Raw genomic sequence first — 17367 nt, 5'->3', positions numbered from 1 at the left:
TTTGCTTTGATGGTCCGGTGGTTGTCGTCATTACGAGAAATGTTTGGGCTTTCGATCGCTGTTGTTCTCTGATTTCTATGATTGAACCGCCAGCTGCGGTTGAAATCAGAGAACAAAGGCGAACGCTAACGCTTCTACAGCTCCAAACTTTCTCTCCACTCCTCTTACACCGTCCCTTGTTTATTTAGCAGCTAAGCAGCTCGCATCGTACCTCTGCTCTCTAACTGCTCGTATCCGCGGGTTTTTTATGAATATAAGAATTCATCGTCGTCTTCATCCACTTAATGTCGTCCCCGTTGATCAGCAGCCGCGGCAGCTTGACCTTCAGGTTGTATTTAATATTGAGAATAATGAACAAGAACCGCAGTACAGCCGATGACAACATCGCCACCCCTGCTCCGAACAATCCGAACTTTGGCACCAGCAGGAAGAGCATCGGGATCACCAAGATCAAGCCCACTCCCTGAAGAATGGATACGAATTTCGGTTTGCCAAGCGCCATAAAGACCTGAGCCAGAATCAGTGTGCCTCCGCTGATCGTAACTTCCAGCAGCAGCAGGCGGAATACGGTCAGCGCCGTATTGAAATCCTTCCCGTACAGCAACGGAATAACGAAGGGGGCCACCAGCATCAGGAACACCGCGCCGAGCAGGGTGCAGGTCGTACTGATCCGGAATGCTTTGAAGGTAAGGGCGATCGCCTCCTCCTTCGAGAGCTCAGAGGCCTTTGGAAAAAGCACCACGGTGATCGAGTTCGAGAAGAAGTTGACCATCCGTGACAAACTCACTGCTACTGCATACAGTCCCAAATCGGCTGGCCGCAGCAGACCGGCAATAATGATCTGGTCGATATAGCCGGAGAATTGGCCGAGCAGGTCATTTCCGTAAGAGCCGAGGCCATACGTGAATAATCTTTTGAAATTCAGGTATGCATCCTTCAGCTTCACCCTGTAGGTGCGGAGCAGCAAGATTGTCATTCCGATAAACAGCGGTACTGATGGAACCAAGTAAGCCAGTGCCGTAGTAAATGGATTCATATGATCCGTGAGGATCAGAATGCCAATGGCCGCCAGCGTCAGCAGAGGAACCAGATATCGCATCCAGTTAAAGGTCTTGTAATCCCCTCTGAACTGAAATGCCGCGTTGTTAATCTGCGAGATCACAATCAGCGGACACAGGATCATCGACCATTGCGCAAAAACCACCACCTCCGGACTGAAGGACTCCAGCCAGTAGGGTAGGACAAAGATTCCCACTGTCATGGCCACCATGCCAAACCCAAGGCCGATCATCAGCGCCACCCGGTAGAGCACCCCGGCCTCATCCGGATTCTTCTTGGCATTGTAGATCAGCGCCGAGGGAATACCGAAGCTCATACTGAACGCCAGAAACTGGGACCAGTTCACCATAGCTGTCTGTTCCCCGCGGCCTGTCGGCCCGAGATAGCGGGCAGTCAGCACACCCGTCAGCATGTTAACCAGCAGAATCAACACACTGACGAACATGGTTTTTACGGCTGCCGAGCTGTTGTCCTTGCTCTTCGTGAATTTCTTCAGCGAGGACCAGACTGTGCTAGTGGGAAGTGATTTCGCGTTCAACTGCTGCATGTGGTGTTCCCTTCTTTCTGCTCTCAATAATCTCTTTGGCGCTTAGCCCAAGGCCGATCAGCATCCATATCAGATATCCCTTGAGTCCGGGGAATCCGTTGTCAGACACCAGGCTGACTACCGCCCCCATCCATGCTGCCAGCGATAGCCGGGCATAAGGCTGAAGACTGTCCTTGCTGGTGACTCTGACCACAATCTGTTTAATGACGGCCCCAAGTGCGCCGAAGAAGAATAAGGCGCCCAGTACTCCAAAGGTAAGCAGCAGTGCGATAACGCCGTTGTCCATGTTGCCGTACTCTCCAAGCTCCCCGCCGTTGCCAATCTTTGTTCCTTGGCCTACACTGCCGATTCCCTGGCCAACCGGATTAGCGGCTACCATCGGCAGCATGTTCTGCCATAAGCTGAGCCGTTCATTATAGGAGTGGTCTTCCTGTACGGAGGTAAGTGTCTCCATGCGGGCCACCAGCCCCTCTGCTCCCGGCAGCTTGGGAACGATCCAGATCAGCGCTACGGCGACAAATCCCAGCTGAAGCAGGGTTTTCCACTTCCCTTTGGAAGGAGAAGAGGCGATGTACACCAGCAGCATAACCAGCAGTACCAGCCAGGCGGAACGCACCAGCGTGGTCAGCAGACAGACCACAACGAGCAGGACACCGATCCAGCGCAGCGTGCCTTGCCATCTTTTCTCCAGAATCATCGGGACGAGGGCGAATACCAGGAAGGTCGCCGCCGGTCCGGGAGAATTCAGAGTGGAAAAGACGCGGATTTCCAAGGGATACGGTGTTCCGATGGACATCATATCTGCATTCCTCATCCAGAAAGCGTCCCAGGGAGGAACCGTCAGATATTGGATGATGCCGTAGATCGCCACCAGGACTGCGATATTGGCAAAAGCGTACAGCAGCCGGTCAATATCCTTAGGCTTGAAACGCGTTACCGCGAAGAACGGAATCAGCAGCAGCGGTACGATGTAGTTAGCCAAATCGTATACCGAGCCTATGCCGTTCTTCGCCAGACCGATCAATGCGCCGTAGGCCAACGCTACCGAGAACAGCAGGATGATCCGCGTGGAGGATTTCCGGATTCTGTGGATTTCCTTCAGCACCGGAATCGCAAGTGTTGCTCCCGTCAGCAGAGGCGCCAGGCTGAGCAGGGATACCGAGTGGTATACCCCTTCGTACCAGTCGGCGATACGCCGCAGCTCCGGGGCCACCGCCCAGATCAGCAGAGTATAGGCGATCAGGTGTTTCGGCTTCAGCAGCGCCAGCAGGAAGGCGGGGAATAGAATCCCTGCCAGAATGACCCCCTGCAGACTGCTGGAAGAACTGAGCTTCGCACTGGCGAAGCCGATCAGCAGCGGAAGCCCCAGGCACATAACGCAGATCAGCGTCATCATGACGCCTGACTTCACCGAAGTGAGGGATGGCAATGTCCGGTTGCTTTCATTCTGGCTCATCATCTTCATTTCCCCACCTCCGCCCTACGGCCATCCAAAATTCGTATATTTACTCAAATCTTCCGCCCTTGATCTTATCCCGCTTGCGCAGCTCTTTAAGCAGCAGGACCAGGAACTGGGCATCATCGACAAGATATCTTTTCCACAAGCGCCCCGGTTCCTGGCTCAGACGCCAGAACCATTCAAGCCCTGTTTTCTGCATAAAGTCCGGCGCCCGTTTGACGGAGCCCGAGAGGAAATCAAAAGTCGCTCCCACGCCGATGGAAATCGGCGCCCGGTAGGAGGTGTAATGCCGGTAGATCCATTTTTCCTGCTTCGGTGCGCCCACACCGACGAATACAATATCCGGCTGGGTTTCGGTCAGCATTTGGATAATACGCTGATTCTCTTCCTCGTTGTGCTCAAAACCGTAGGAGGGAGAATAACAGCCGACAATGTTCATACCGGGATAAGCCGCCTTTAAATTCTTTGTCGCCCGCTCAGGCACACCTTCCGCCGAGCCCAGAAAGAACAGCCGGTACTTTCTTTGCTCGAAGGCGTCACCCAGGCGGCTGAAGAGATCTGATCCGGATACCTTCTGCTTCAGCGGCTTGCCCAGCATCTTCGAAGCCCAGATCAGCGGCATTCCATCCGCCACTACGGCGCCTGCTTCGGAATACACCGCCCTAAACTCTTTGTCCTTGCGAAGCTTGATTACATGATCGACATTGCAGGTCAGGATGTAGGATTGATTCCTTTCCTTAATGGTCTTGTCGATGTATTCAAGCAGATCCATGAAATCGTAGTTATCGAAATTGACATCGAACATATTCACTTGGTTCATCGTATCACTTCTTTTTGTGGGGAATCGGTTGGCTGTGAAGATCGATACAGGCAGTTCAGGTACCAACAGAACGGAATAATGGATTGGACCGTCGACAGCGTGTTGTCGGAAAAAGAATAAATTAGGAACGCTGCAATAAAGAGCAGATAGTAAGGTTTGACCGGCGGTGCCAAAGCTCTGTAAACCAGAAGAAACACAGCCAATAAGGAAAGCAACAGCAGGATGGCGCCGATATATCCTCCATCGAAATAAAACCGGATGTACTCGTTGTGCGGAACCACAAAGCCTTTGTACAGCGACCCGTCATTGGCTACAGTCACTGCACCGAGTCCTCTGCCCGCAAGGGGCGAATCCTCCGCTTTGTGCAGGAAATATTCCCAGGCCTCCGCCCGTCCCGACAAATCAACACCCGTTTCGGTCGTCCGTTCGAAGGAGCGCTTCTTGATGTTGTCCAGCTGCAGATAGACAGCCGAGACAATCAGGAGAAACGAGCACAGCAGCGGAATCAGATATTGCGTTCTCCCCTTTAAGTACTGACGGGAAATGTCGTAAAAATAGTAGAGAACCATCAAAACCAGGGCTAATATCGGTCCCCGCGTTCCTGTTCCGATCAGGATTAGAAAGTTCAGCGCCAGCACGGTGTAGAAAAACTTGATATGCTGCGGGCTCCGTTTCACCTCAATAAATGCGATGCCCACTCCCATAAAAGCCAGCATAGCCAGATGCGCTGGAATGTTCGCCCCCTGTATCCGTATAGCGCCCGTGAACTCGATATCGAGAAATGAATGGATATGAGCCGCCTGCAGCACCACTCCAGCCAGCACGCTGACCAGCGGCAGCAAAGTGATGATGCGGATTTGCTTCTCAGCCACTTCTTTCTTCCAGTTGATCAGGAGAAACACGAAGGGAAGCGACAGACCGATAAAGGCTTTTATGGCAATGGATGAGCTCATCTCCGGCAACCAGATCGAGAAGCCAAAGGTGATGAACACCAGTGCCACCATGGCCCAGAGCGGAGGACTGAGACGGAACTTCAGGCCATTGACCAGAATGCAAGGCACCAGAAGCATCAGGATAACCAGCTTATAGAGGGAAAGAATTTCAATCCCGAACATGCTGCCGTTATACAAGAAGTTAATGGAGATCGCCGTCGTCAACAGAACGAAATAACTGATCAGTTCAGGACGAGAGAGAGAGACAACCAGCAATATAATCAGGAGTACGGCAGCTACCGCAATTGCCGGCTGGTAAATGACCGCTGTTCCGAGGAACAGGGCAGACACCAGGTAGAGCATTCCGTATGGCAAAGCGTTGATTTTTGAGCCCCACCCAAAATTAGTCATTGTCTTCCCTCACCCCGCTGCAGATTGCCTCTTCCGGTTCCAAATCATATGAAGAGTTCCCCGAATGCTCTCCAGCCGGCATCTGTTCAGAAGCTTTCTTCCCTTGCTTCTGGAGAGGATCGAATCCGCCATGATATAGACTACTTTGGCGGCCGTCTTGACCAGCAGGATCAGATTGCCCTTCACACCTTCGCTTTTCATAGCGTTGGATATGCCTTGACTGTAATATCTTTTCATAATCCAATCTTCAGTCAGACGGCCTGCCGGTACGAAATGATCGACCGCCATCTGAGGATGATAGAGAATGGAATGTCCTTCTCCCTGTATTTGACCGAATAACCAGGTCTCTTCACCGGAGAGAAGTGAATCTCCCTTTCTTCCGAGCTCCAGAGGAAACAGGCTGATGTCAAATACAAGCTTACGCATAGCCATGTTGGCTCCGCAGGGATGCAGCCGTTTCGGATATTCCCTCACCCGGTCGCCCAGATCTACAATCGTGTAAGGCAGTTCAAACGGCTTAATGAGCCATTCAGGCCGCTTACTTTCAAAGATCGGAGCGATTTTTCCGCCCATGGCCATCACTTCCGGATGTTGTTCAAAGCTGTCAACAATCGTTGTTATCCAGGTTCGGCAAGGAATCGCATCATCATCAAGAAAGGCGATGATTGGCGACTTGGAAGCCAGAATCCCCGTATTTCGGGCTGCCGACAACCCCTGTACCGGTTCCAGAAGATAACGGATATCCATCTCTGCTCCTTCCGTCTCCATAAAACTTTTGGTGACGGACGCCGTATCATCCTTGGAGTGGTTATCCACCACGATGATCTCTGCCTGATGCAGATTCTCCAATGACAGCAGCGATTGAAGGGTCTTGACTAGCAAAACCGATCGGTTATAGGTACAGATAATGATGGAAATCTTAGGTACATCTCCGTATTCAAGCATCGGCATTCACCCAATTTCCATATTTTTAATAAGCATTTTTGGACCCGAGCAGCATTAGGGCGGTTTTCGCAATGATTTTGAGATCCAGCATCGTGCTCCGGATCTGGATGTAGGTTAAATCCAGCTGCACCATCTCGTCGAAGCCGACGCTGTTTCTGGCATTTACCTGCCAATAACCTGTGCAGCCCGGTGTAACTATGAGCCGCTGCTTGTCGTATTCCGAATACTGCGCCACCTCTTCAACGAGCGGAGGACGGGGGCCAACCAGACTCATATGGCCCATCAGCACGTTCCAGAGCTGAGGCAGTTCATCAATGCTCGTCTTGCGCAGAAATCTTCCCGTCCGTGTAATCCGGGGATCATTCTTGATTTTGAACATTGCGCCGCTCACTTCGTTATAAGCCATCAGATTCGCCTTCAGCTCTTCAGCATTAGACACCATAGATCTGAACTTATACATTGGGAACAGCTTCTCTTCTTTGCCTACCCGGGTTTGCCGGAAGAACACTTTGCCTTTCGGATCCTCCAGCTTGATCAGGACAGCAACAAGAGTGAATAGCGGCAGCAGTACGAGAAGGCCAAGAGCGGAGAAAAAAATGTCGATAATCCGCTTCATCACCAGATAGGAATCCATACCTTTATTTCCTTCTTTGGCATGTAGCATGTAAAGTTTCGGCAGGACGGCCTCATAGTCTTCCGGCAGTTTTTGCATGCTCATTTCTCCTCAATCCTCCTAAAGGTTTTGTGGTTCTCCTCATTTTTAGCTAAGCGTGGTTTGTCCGGCCTTGCTGAGCCATTCCGACATGGCATCCATTACCGGATAGCGCAAGTCCTCACTCTGCAGGGCAAATTCCAATGTAGTTAAAATATATCCAAGGCGTTCGCCGACATCGTATCTCGTACCATCAAAGTTATAGGCATATACCCGTTCGCTTTGATTGAGCTTCTGGATCGCATCCGTGAGCTGAATCTCGCCGCCAGCACCTTTTTCCTGCAGGTCCAGGTATTTGAAGATCTTAGGAGTGAACACATAACGGCCCATAATGGCCAGATTGGAAGGTGCTGTACCCAGTGCCGGCTTCTCGACGAAGTTGTTAACCCGGTAGAGTCTTCCATCCTGCAGATCCGGTTCAATAATCCCGTAACGGTTAGTGAATTCATCCGGAATTTCCTGAACACCAATCACTGAGTTCTGTGTTTCTTCATATTGGTCGATCAGCTGCTTCAGGCAAGGAACCTGTCCGGTTACGATGTCATCACCGAGCATAACGCCAAAGGGCTCGTCTCCGATAAAACGTCTTGCGCACCATACCGCATGGCCCAATCCCTTTGGTTCCTTTTGGCGGATATAGTGTATTTCTACTTTAGAGGAACGCTGAACCTCTTTAAGCAGTTCCAGCTTGCCGTCCTCCAGCAGCCGGGATTCCAGTTCGAACGCATTGTCGAAATGGTCCTCAATTGCACGTTTGCCTTTACCGGTAACGATAATGATATCCTCGATACCGGAAGCGATAGCTTCCTCTACGATGTATTGAATAGTTGGCTTGTTGATGATCGGCAGCATTTCCTTAGGCATTGCTTTCGTCGCGGGAAGGAAGCGCGTTCCTAGCCCAGCAGCAGGGATAATTACCTTTTTTACCTTTTTCATCGCACTTACCTCCTAAAAGTTTTGTGAGCTCATTTACTATGATTCATGGCAATGCCAAGAATTTTGGTTCCGGTCTGATCCATGAGCGTCTTCAGCTTGCGGAGCGCTTCACGCTTCGATTTGCCGTGCCTTGCCACGATGATGACACCGTCCGTCAGCGGGGCCAGGATTCTTGCATCACTGAACTCCACTGCCTGCGGCGAGTCGAGCAGGATAAGATCGAAGCTTGTTTTCAGCTCTTCCAGCAGAGCTGCCATTTTGTCGTTACCCAGCAGATCCGGCGGACTGACAGCGGTAATACCGGCAGGGATCACGGCCAGATTCGCCAAATTTCCGTAAACTGCGACATCTTTGCTTTCCTCAGTGCCGCCCAGATAAGCGGCAAGCCCATGGCTGCCTTCCACTTCAAACACGGAATGCAGTCCGGGATGTCTCAGGTTGCAATCCACAACGGCAACCCTCTTGCCATCCTGAACGAAAGAAACCGCCAGATTGGCCAGAATGGTCGTCTTGCCTTCTCCGCCTTCCGCTGAAGTGAAGAGCAGCACTTTGCCTGCGTTTCCGCCAAGCAGTCCCAGCTGGCGGATATAGGTGCGCAGCGAGCGGAAGGATTCGGAGATATGCGAGGACGGATTCAAGTCCGTGATCAAACTTTTATTCAGCCGCAACATAAGCGCCCTCCCCTACTCTCGAATTAGCATTTGCTGCTTTACCCAAATCACGTTTGCGGATGGTAGGAATGCTTGCAATGACCGGCAGACCCAGGTCGAATTCGGCTTCCTTCTCACTCCGGAGCGTTCCATTGAGTGTTTCCATCAGCAGGATGATCCCTATTGCAGCCATCAGCGAAACTACAAAACTGATGATGATATTCATGTTGGCGCCACCGTTGATCGGTCCGGGAACATCGGTTGGGTCAGCAGGCGTCAGGAATGTTACATTATCAAGCTTCATCAGTGTCGGCAAGCTGCGGATGAACGACTGTGAAACCGCGTTTACTATCCCAGCTGCTTTGCTGTAGCTTTCGTCCTGCACGCTGATATTGATGACCGAGCTTTTCTCTGAAGATTTCACCTGCAGCTTCGACGCCAGCTGGTCTTCCGTCAGATTGAATTCCGGGTGATCCGCTACAACATTCTTCATAATCGTGGGCGATTTCATGATTTCCTTATAGCTCTCGATGAGGTTAAGGCTGAAGTTTAGATTGTTTAGATTGTTGCTCTCGGGTACATTTGCGGTGTTATTGACCAGCAGCTGTCCGGAGGCGGAGTAGACGGGTACGACGAAGTTCTTGCTGACGTAGAAGGTGGTGGCGCAGGAGATTAATACAAACACCATGATTAACCATAACCTTTTCTTTATCAGGTTAATGTAATCCAAAATCGTCTTTTCCACAGTAACCCTCCTTCCGCATTAATTCTGAAAGCAATCATGAAAGTTTCAGATATCTTACTTTTATTCTATCAATCCATACGACTTGCCACATGGGTCATACCATCACTTTAATCTTCACTTTCGTGTGAGTCCTATTGGCACTTAAGTGTACCTCTATGGTATACTTTAGTAGTATATGCTTGGTAAATTGTAACAACTTATGGAAGGAACCCCTACACCAAGTCATCAAATTTGCTGAAAGCGTCCAAGAAAAAACGGCCTCACCGTCCTTTTCAAAAGGAAGGCTCAGCCGTTTCCGTGTAAAGTATCCCGGTTCATCTGCAGCTCGGAACCTGAAAAATAATAATTCGCAAAAAAAAACACGGACCTCTAAGTCCGTGCTCCATTCTTTAAGCCATCATAGCTTATCTTAATCATATGACATTTCATATTTGGTCAGCCCGACTGCATTGGCATACAATGCTGCTTGCGTCCGGTCGGCAACCTGCAGCTTCGCCAAAATTTGGCTCACATGCTTCTTGACCGTAAATTCGCTGATGAACAGGCGCGAGGCGATTTCCCTGTTGCAGGCACCCTGACCCAGCTCAATCAGCACTTCCTTCTCTTTCGGTGTCAATTCATCTGTCGGACTGCTGCCGCTCATCCGCATTTTATCTTCCATTAGGCCGGGGTCATAATACTTTCTGCCCTTATGGACCAGTTGAATCGCAAACAGCAATTCCTCCGGCAGCGCTTCTTTCAGCACATATCCATCAACCAGCACTTCTTCTGCCTTCAGGAAATCCTCCCGGCTTGCCGATGAGGTCAGCAGAATAAACTTGCTGGTCAAACCGTGTGCACGCGCTGCTTTGATTACGTCCAGTCCCGATTCATCGGCAAGCTTCAGATCAATCAGCACAAGATCAGGCTGCGTCTCCTCAATTACAAGAAGAGCTTCTTGGCCATTCGTTGCCTCGCCGGCAAAATGCAAATTGGGCTGCATCGAAATCACAGCTGCCAATCCTCTTCTCACCAAAGGATGATCATCAACAATGACGATTTTCACTAGAACGACCTCCTGCCTAAAATTTATGCATTTTTTAATTCAGCCACACCGACAGGTATCGAAATTAAAATTTTTGTGCCTGCATTCTCACTACTGGACAATTGAAAATCGCCCCCAAGAGACTGCGCCAGATATTGCATATTCTTCATACCCAGTCCGCCTGTGTTATCCTCAGACTCCGTCAACAGCAGACTCGTATCAAAACCTACTCCATCATCGATTATGGAAAGTCTTATCCATTTTGGCTTAAGTGACAATTCAACATCCACCCGGCTGGCCGCACCATGACGAATGGCATTGCCGGTCGCTTCAGAGATAATCCGGAAAAGCGCCTTGTGGTAGGGATACGGGAGACTGAAGTCATCGCCCGTGATCTTTAGTTCAATCTCCACATCATTCAGTCTGGACAAGCTCTTCAGATGAGACCTTACCATACCCAGCCAGGTTGGACCGCCGCTCTTCTTAGAGCTAAGACTGTAGATTGTAATCCTCAGCTCCTTGGCCACCTTGGTCGCCGAATCATGGATGAGCTCTATCTGCTCCTCCAGCTCGGAATCAGACATTTTCGGCCAGGTCTGCTTCAGCGAGTGTGTGGCATAGACGATGCCGAATAAACTCTGTGAGACACTGTCATGCATTTCATCCGCAATCCGGTTCTGCTCATTCGTGATGATCAGCCGGTTCTCGATGACACCCAGCTCATGGCGTTCAAGAATAATTGCACTAAGCTCCGACAGAAACATCAACTGCTGGATATACCACCGGCGGCCTTCAAGGCCTTCCGAGGACTCCAGCTTCACGCCGATCATGCCAACAAAGCGGGTGCTCATTCTCACCGGCATCAGCAAAAAATCTCCGAGCCCCGGCAGGCTCTTGAATACAGGCTCGCGCTGCAATCTCCATTCATGCTCATGCTTCTCCAGCTCCGAGAAAAGAAAACGTTCCTCTTCCTGCTGCCAGCCGGTCTGCCGGCTCTGCGGTGCAGGCTCACCGCTCTTCTTGGCGAACCAGAACAAGGCTCTGTCAAGTTTGGTAAGCTTTACCACATAATCCGTAATAACCTGGCCTATGTTCATGAAGTCATGCTGGCTTGATGTTTCTACGATATGATAGAGCGATTTAATGTGCTCCATGGTTTCATTGGTCCGCGCGTTTGCTTCTTCCCGCTGCCGCTTGATCCTGTTAACCATCTGCATAATTATAACCGTAAGTACCAGTGCTAGAAACAGGTTGCCATTTGCCAATGCAGCTTCAGCTAAAGTTTTTCCGGCAGAATTAAGAAAAACATAACAAAATACAGCGAATATGCCAATATATCCAAGCAGCAAACTCCATCCGAAATAGATGGATAACGAACCCGCAGCGATCAGCACAGGGTTAAGCACGTACAGTCTGAAGGAGCTGTCATATGCACCGGTTAACAGCGTCAGTGCAATAATACCCGCCATTTCTACACTTACAGCTACCATAAGGACACGCGGTTTATTCCGGAACCTCCGGTAATACATAGTGAACAGTTGGGCAATTAAGAACAAAATTATTATTAAAAGGGATTTATTAATTACGGAAGGTCCCGCATGGTCCAGGAGGTACATCAGAGATGTGAGGGACAAAGAAAAGTATCTGTAAAATGCTATCATCTTGTCTTCCGCAGTTGTTTTGATTTTCATCCCACCACCCTATTCTCCATTTTTTGGAAAATTCGAGCTTATTTAAGCTTTGTTAAAAGCATCATACATGAGAAAAATCACAATAACAAGTTTCACTATTTACTGACAGCGTTTTCTTTTCAAATAAATAACAGAATATCATTCATTTTTTTTCGAAGATTCACTCAGATATATCCATATTCCCAAAAGATAGCGTATTCACTTTCAAAAATGGGTGGACGGGCACGTTAACCAGCCTGTCCGCTAAGTGGACAGGCTGTTCGGCTGATATATGAATCAGGTGCATCATTAGACCAGTCATTCCGTATTATATTCGGCTGCAGCTGGGAAGGATGTATGCAACTCAGTTAGATTACAGATACAAATTTGATAGCGCTGTTCGCCAACGATATGATACCCGGTGGACAGAATGCGTACGGAGCGGTTTGTTTGTACGTCCACCTTATGGAGACTGCGGCAACTGATGCAGTAAAATTCTCTCATGGCTTCATCTCCGGCATAACATAGTCTTTAAGAACTATCATAAAAATTACTAATATTATCTAAATAATAGCATTTGATTTTTGTGAGTGTCAACATAAAGCTGCATGATCCGACATTCGTCCGCAACAAAAGAAGAAATATGTCGTCTTATATATAGATACTTAGAATTGCTTAGAAATAAAAAAGATCATTATAAAGCACATAGTTAAACATTACCTTTGCTCCAAAAGTCCCTCTACCGTGTCACCTTGCGATCGACGTATTGTAATGGGTAAGGACTGATTATATAATCCATGACCTTGGACATACTTTGCATTCCTTCCTCTGTTTAGGGGTGATATGGTTGTTAGGAAGATGATCATATTCTACATGAATAAGAGGTGTCCACACTATGCCTGAAATTCGCACTTTACAGCTGCTTCCCCATCCACGGACAATCACGCGCTCAGAAGGCTACTTCCGCCTTCCGGCCAAAGCAAGCATTGTTCTCTCCGGTGAGGCGAACCGTTCCGTTCTCCCTGCAGCCCGTAAGCTTCAGCTTGTCATTTCTCAAGTTCTTCAGCTCAGCCTGCCTTTGTCAGTAGGTACACGTCCGGCCGTTTCCTCCGCATGCAGCTTTAGCTACAACCGCCTGCTGCCTGCAAGCGGTTATGAGCTTGTCATCGAAGAGCATGGAATCTTCATTACTTACAGCTCTCCTGAAGGGGCCTATTATGCAGTGGCAACCCTGAAACAGATTCTGGAACAATCCGGCAGAAACGTGCCCTGTCTGCATATCCAGGATGAACCGGACTTTGCCGCAAGAGGACTGATGATTGATATCAGCCGCAACAAAACGCCCAAGCTCGAAACCCTTTACCGGATCGTTGATCTTATGGCCGATCTGAAGCTGAACCAACTGCAGTTATATATAGAAGGTTCTCCTTTTGCCTATGAGTCGTTTCCCCAGGTTTGGGAGCTCGAAACGCCTATAACCGGTGAAGAAATTCTGCTGCTGGATGCTTACTGCCGCGAACGTTATATCGAGCTGGTTCCCAACCAGAACAGCTTCGGCCATATGGAAGGATGGCTGACCCGGCCGGAATTCAACGCACTGGCCGAAAGTCCTGAGGGGTTCATGCTGCCAGACCATATGTATGACAGTGATTTATATCCGGATGGGCTCTTCATGGAGCCGGGAACCTTCGATACTGAAGACCCTAAAGTACTCGAGCTGCTGGGCACAATGTATGATGACCTTCTTCCTTATTTCACCTCGAATCAGTTCAATGTTGGCTGCGACGAGACTTATGAACTGGGACTTGGCAAAAGCAAAGCCGCGGCAGATGCAGCAGGCAAAGGCACGCTCTACTTGTCATTTCTGCAGAAGATTCATGAGCTCGTTGTGCAGCGGGGCAAAACGATGCAGTTCTGGGGTGATATCATCATCCAGCATCCTGAGCTGATCCCCCAGCTGCCAAAAGACATTATTGCCATGGAATGGGGTTACAGCGCAGACCACCCATTCGAAGCGGATACACTGAAATTCCGCGACGCGCAAATCCCGTTCTATGTCTGCCCGGGAACCAGCTCCTGGAATTCCCTTACCGGACGCACCGGCAATATGCTCGCCAACTTGCATAACGCTGCTGTACACGGCAAAAACAACGGGGCTATCGGCTACCTCATTACGGACTGGGGTGATTTCGGACATTGGCAGCATCTTCCGGTGAGTTATGCCGGATTTGTCTACGGCGCTGCGCTGGCCTGGAATGTCGACAACAATCTTGATGCCGATGTTGCAGGATATCTCAATACCTCGGTCTTTCACGACCGTTCGGGGAAGATTGGGCAATTGCTGCTCGATCTTGGAAATTACTACAAGCTTGAATCCGGCATCTCCCGCCCCAATGATTCAGAAATGTCCATGCTGATGCGCAGTAATCTGGACAACATGGGGATCGTAAATAAACTCACCGCTGAGCATTTCGATAATCTGGAGCAGTACATCAGCCGTATTGAGGATCAGCTTGAAGATCTTGCGCTGGAATGCACGGATGCCGAACTTGTCATCCAAGAGCTTGAGAACGGCATTCATTTTGTAAAGCATGCCGTGCAGCTTGGCCGCATCAAACAGCTGCTGGCTGCGGAACCTGCCGGGATTGATCCGGCACTGGTGGACCATCAGATCCATGATCTCGACCTCCTGCTGCATCAATACCGGCAATTATGGACCCGGCGCAACCGGCTCGGCGGCTTGGAGAAGAGTGTCGCGAAACTTCTCCGGCTGCGCGGCGAGTATGCACAATTAGCTGCACAACTATCCGGTTCGCAGCCGTTGTAAGCTCGTACGATCACATGCCAAAAAGCACGGCAGGCGATAAGCATCTCCGCCCTGCCGTGCTTTTGAATTACATCCGCTGCTTCAGCCCTGCTCTGACCACGGCTGACTATGGGAAGTCACCGTTTCTCCGCTCGCCGCCGCCTGCTCCAGCAGCAGTGCCAAATACTGATCCTGGCATCCTTCGGCCAAACTGTAGAAAGAAGGTCCTCCTTGAACATGTCTCTGCATTCGGACAAGGCTCTCTGCAATGGCAATTTCATCGTCCGTGAGCCGGGCCGGGGCAAATGGATTCCGGTACAGCCATTCGCCGTCTCCCATAATCCCCTTGAGATAAAAGCCCTCCAGGTTTCCGCCATGCCCGGCATCCATCCGCCGCAGCTTGCAGTAGAGCGGCGTATCATAGCTCTGGAGCCAGGACACCTCATCGTTCAACAATTCCCCCCGCTCCCCGCGCACCAAAATCCGGTTGCTGCGGATCCATGAAAAATACTGGTCGCCGGTGAAATCGAACACGCCTAGCCGGGCTCCAAAATCCAGAGTGGCCAGCGTCTGCCCGGTCTGAACCATCACCTCGGCAACCGGAGGTCCGCTTCGCCGCTGCGGTCCCTTTATAATAGAAGAACAAAAATTCTGTGCACGAATTATTGGATTCTCGAAGCCGATGCCCAGCAGCTGCCGGATGAGGCTGATTCCGTGATATCCGTGTGCAGCCGATACCTGGGCCTGGCTGATCGGGCCAAGCCTGCCGGAAGCGGCCAGCTTGATTCTTGCCGCATGCATCGGCTGGAACAGATACTGCTCGGCAATCTGGATGACGGCGGAACGGCCCACCCTATTCCATAGCTCCGTCAGCTGTTCCAGATCTGGCGCTGGCGGCGTCTCCGCAAGCACCGGAATACCCGCTTCCGCCAGCCGGATGATATACGCTTTGCTGACCTCGCGTTTCAGACTAATTACCGCAAAGGAATAAGTATCCGCTGAGATAAACTCTTCAATTGAAGTGTAGACCTTCACTCCCCACTCCCTGCTTAGGACATCGGCTTTCTCCTTATTGCCACAAACATGGCGCCCACAGCGAATTGATCCGGCAACTGTTTGGCAATACGCAGATACAATTCCGCCCGCCAGCCGCCGCCGACCAGCCCAAACACAATCTTCTCCATGTCCATCCCCCTTTAGCAATTCTCAATCCGTGGATAAGATGAATTATAGTACTCCATTACTATATCGCTCCATAAATTGTCATTGAAATCCCAGGTTAGTAGGACTATAATCATGACGGATAACCCCATTTTTTCTAAAAAAATAAAATATTGACAGGGGGCAGCCTATGGATTGGCTTCATGAGTACGATGAGGAGCTCCGCGCGGTATTTGGCGATGCCAGTGTCATCATCACAGGATTTCCGGAACCGCTTCGTACACAAGGTTTGGCCTATCTTCATCAGTTTAACGTATTTAAAGCAGGAAGCCACAAAAATTACATATGTTATTTACTCCCGTTCTGGCTGCGCTCAGAATACGGTCTTACGTCAGAGCAAGTGCGTCAGATGTCTCTGGGGAACGTCTTAATTATGCTCTATTTCTTCCTGCAGGATGATCTGATGGACAGCAAAGAGCCGGCCGCCGCAGAGCAGCTGCCGCTTGCGAACCTGCTGTACGTGGAATTCCTCCATATTTACCGGCCTCTTTTCGCCCCGGACTCCTCGTTCTGGTCCTATTTCAAACGTTATCTTTTTGAATGGGCAGACAGTGTGGCAGGCGAGGCCAGCAGTGACTATTTCCTGAACGACCGTGTCAAAATTGCCCACAAAGCCAGTCCGCTTAAGCTCTGCAGTACAGCCGTCCTGCTGCTCTCGGATCATGCTTTTCTGATTGCGGATTCGGAAGAGATGCTGCATAAGGTACTGATTACACTGCAAATGCTTGATGATTACGAGGATTGGGAGCAGGATTTGGCGGAGGGCAGCTATAATTGCCTGCTGTCTCTGGCCCGTTGCCAGCTTCAGGAGGGTCAAGGCCCGCTTACAGCGGGGAAGGTCAAAGATTTCATCTTTACGGAAGGCGGGCTGGCGTCCTATGCTGAAACAGCACTCGCCAACCACAGCAAACTCGCAGAATACCGGCTGAAGGCTCCCCATCTGGTAGCCTTCCACCATGTGCTGGTCCAGAATCTCCAGCATATCGCAGCAGCTATCGAAGCGGAGAAACAGCTTTTGCAGGGAGGAGGGCTCAGTTACTGGTTATCATCCAAAAATAGGAATACATAAGAAGTCTCCAACTCTATTATTTTCATAGAAATAGAAATAGATTTATACAAAATCCTATGTTATGCTCATGAGGTAAATATAACCATTTTGAGGGAGGATGATTATTTTGTCAGAAGCAATTCTTAGAAATCAAGTGATTCAGAAAGCATGGGAAGATCCAAGTTTCAAGCAGAAACTGCTCTCAGACCCAAAAGCAGCCCTCAAAGAAGCACTAGGCATCAATCTTCCCGACCATATTACGCTCAAGACGGTAGAGGAAGGCTCCAATGAGTTCTATCTGGTCATTCCTCCCAGTCCTTCTTCAGGCATACTGAAGACCGACGTTACTACACTCGGTTCTTGGTAGAACATCAGGTTTAAG

16 protein-coding genes are annotated in these 17367 nt (G+C 49.9%); 3 read left to right on the top strand and 13 right to left on the bottom strand.

Translation table 11 applies throughout. From position 1 onward, the window contains the following. Window positions 1-220: 220 nt before the first annotated feature. The 11 genes from ACQ76X_RS12695 to ACQ76X_RS12645 form a co-directional block, all read right to left on the bottom strand. Entirely contained in the window at window positions 221-1606 is a 1386-nt protein-coding gene (locus ACQ76X_RS12695) for an oligosaccharide flippase family protein (RefSeq protein ID WP_438494236.1), read from the bottom strand. Then, on the bottom strand, window positions 1572-3065 hold the full coding sequence (locus ACQ76X_RS12690) for an O-antigen ligase family protein (protein WP_438494448.1): 1494 nt from the start codon (window positions 3063-3065) through the stop codon (window positions 1572-1574). Before ACQ76X_RS12690 ends, ACQ76X_RS12695 begins: the two co-directional genes overlap by 35 nt. 46 nt (window positions 3066-3111) lie before the next feature. Continuing rightward, window positions 3112-3885 carry a WecB/TagA/CpsF family glycosyltransferase gene (locus ACQ76X_RS12685; RefSeq protein ID WP_038586496.1) on the bottom strand — a complete coding sequence of 258 codons (774 nt, stop codon included), beginning with the start codon at window positions 3883-3885 and terminating at the stop codon, window positions 3112-3114. Next, window positions 3882-5228, bottom strand: coding sequence for an O-antigen ligase family protein (locus ACQ76X_RS12680; RefSeq protein WP_438494235.1), 1347 nt, complete (start codon window positions 5226-5228; stop codon window positions 3882-3884). The genes ACQ76X_RS12685 and ACQ76X_RS12680 overlap by 4 nt, the downstream gene beginning before the upstream one ends. A gap of 9 nt (window positions 5229-5237) precedes the next feature. After that, window positions 5238-6179 carry a glycosyltransferase gene (locus tag ACQ76X_RS12675; RefSeq protein WP_438494233.1) on the bottom strand — a complete coding sequence of 314 codons (942 nt, stop codon included), beginning with the start codon at window positions 6177-6179 and terminating at the stop codon, window positions 5238-5240. A 19-nt stretch (window positions 6180-6198) separates the two neighbouring features. Continuing rightward, entirely contained in the window at window positions 6199-6891 is a 693-nt protein-coding gene (locus ACQ76X_RS12670; RefSeq protein WP_038586491.1) for a sugar transferase, read from the bottom strand. Window positions 6892-6933: 42 nt separating this feature from the next. After that, window positions 6934-7821: a UTP--glucose-1-phosphate uridylyltransferase GalU gene (galU, locus tag ACQ76X_RS12665; RefSeq protein ID WP_038586488.1), complete on the bottom strand. Its 888-nt coding sequence runs from the start codon at window positions 7819-7821 to the stop codon at window positions 6934-6936. A 29-nt stretch (window positions 7822-7850) separates the two neighbouring features. Then, window positions 7851-8492, bottom strand: coding sequence for a CpsD/CapB family tyrosine-protein kinase (locus ACQ76X_RS12660; RefSeq protein ID WP_438494230.1), 642 nt, complete (start codon window positions 8490-8492; stop codon window positions 7851-7853). Next, window positions 8476-9216: a YveK family protein gene (locus ACQ76X_RS12655; protein ID WP_076109997.1), complete on the bottom strand. Its 741-nt coding sequence runs from the start codon at window positions 9214-9216 to the stop codon at window positions 8476-8478. Before ACQ76X_RS12655 ends, ACQ76X_RS12660 begins: the two co-directional genes overlap by 17 nt. 409 nt (window positions 9217-9625) lie before the next feature. Beyond that, window positions 9626-10261 (bottom strand): response regulator, encoded by a 636-nt coding sequence (locus ACQ76X_RS12650; protein ID WP_038586479.1) that lies wholly within the window; start codon window positions 10259-10261, stop codon window positions 9626-9628. Window positions 10262-10284: 23 nt separating this feature from the next. Beyond that, window positions 10285-11709, bottom strand: a complete 1425-nt coding sequence (locus ACQ76X_RS12645; RefSeq protein WP_231578377.1) for a sensor histidine kinase — start codon at window positions 11707-11709, stop codon at window positions 10285-10287. A gap of 1096 nt (window positions 11710-12805) precedes the next feature. Between ACQ76X_RS12645 and ACQ76X_RS12640 the strand changes: the two genes are divergently transcribed. Beyond that, window positions 12806-14737, top strand: coding sequence for a beta-N-acetylhexosaminidase (locus ACQ76X_RS12640; RefSeq protein WP_438494227.1), 1932 nt, complete (start codon window positions 12806-12808; stop codon window positions 14735-14737). Window positions 14738-14818: 81 nt separating this feature from the next. Here ACQ76X_RS12640 and ACQ76X_RS12635 read toward each other — a convergent pair whose 3' ends face one another. Together ACQ76X_RS12635 and ACQ76X_RS12630 are read right to left on the bottom strand one after the other, a co-directional pair. After that, window positions 14819-15751, bottom strand: coding sequence for a gfo/Idh/MocA family oxidoreductase (locus ACQ76X_RS12635; protein WP_438494225.1), 933 nt, complete (start codon window positions 15749-15751; stop codon window positions 14819-14821). A gap of 14 nt (window positions 15752-15765) precedes the next feature. Beyond that, window positions 15766-15900, bottom strand: coding sequence for a hypothetical protein (locus tag ACQ76X_RS12630; RefSeq protein WP_438494223.1), 135 nt, complete (start codon window positions 15898-15900; stop codon window positions 15766-15768). A gap of 167 nt (window positions 15901-16067) precedes the next feature. Between ACQ76X_RS12630 and ACQ76X_RS12625 the strand changes: the two genes are divergently transcribed. Together ACQ76X_RS12625 and ACQ76X_RS12620 are read left to right on the top strand one after the other, a co-directional pair. After that, window positions 16068-17006: a hypothetical protein gene (locus tag ACQ76X_RS12625; RefSeq protein WP_438494221.1), complete on the top strand. Its 939-nt coding sequence runs from the start codon at window positions 16068-16070 to the stop codon at window positions 17004-17006. A 97-nt stretch (window positions 17007-17103) separates the two neighbouring features. Continuing rightward, on the top strand, window positions 17104-17352 hold the full coding sequence (locus ACQ76X_RS12620) for an NHLP leader peptide family RiPP precursor (protein WP_438494220.1): 249 nt from the start codon (window positions 17104-17106) through the stop codon (window positions 17350-17352). The last annotated feature ends 15 nt before the right edge of the window (window positions 17353-17367 follow it).

Origin of the sequence: Paenibacillus sp. IHBB 3054 (assembly GCF_051594305.1) — a bacterium.
Classification (GTDB): Bacteria; Bacillota; Bacilli; order Paenibacillales; family Paenibacillaceae; genus Paenibacillus_AQ.
Note: the sequence above shows the minus strand (reverse complement) of the source record. Positions and strands in the feature narration are given on the sequence as shown.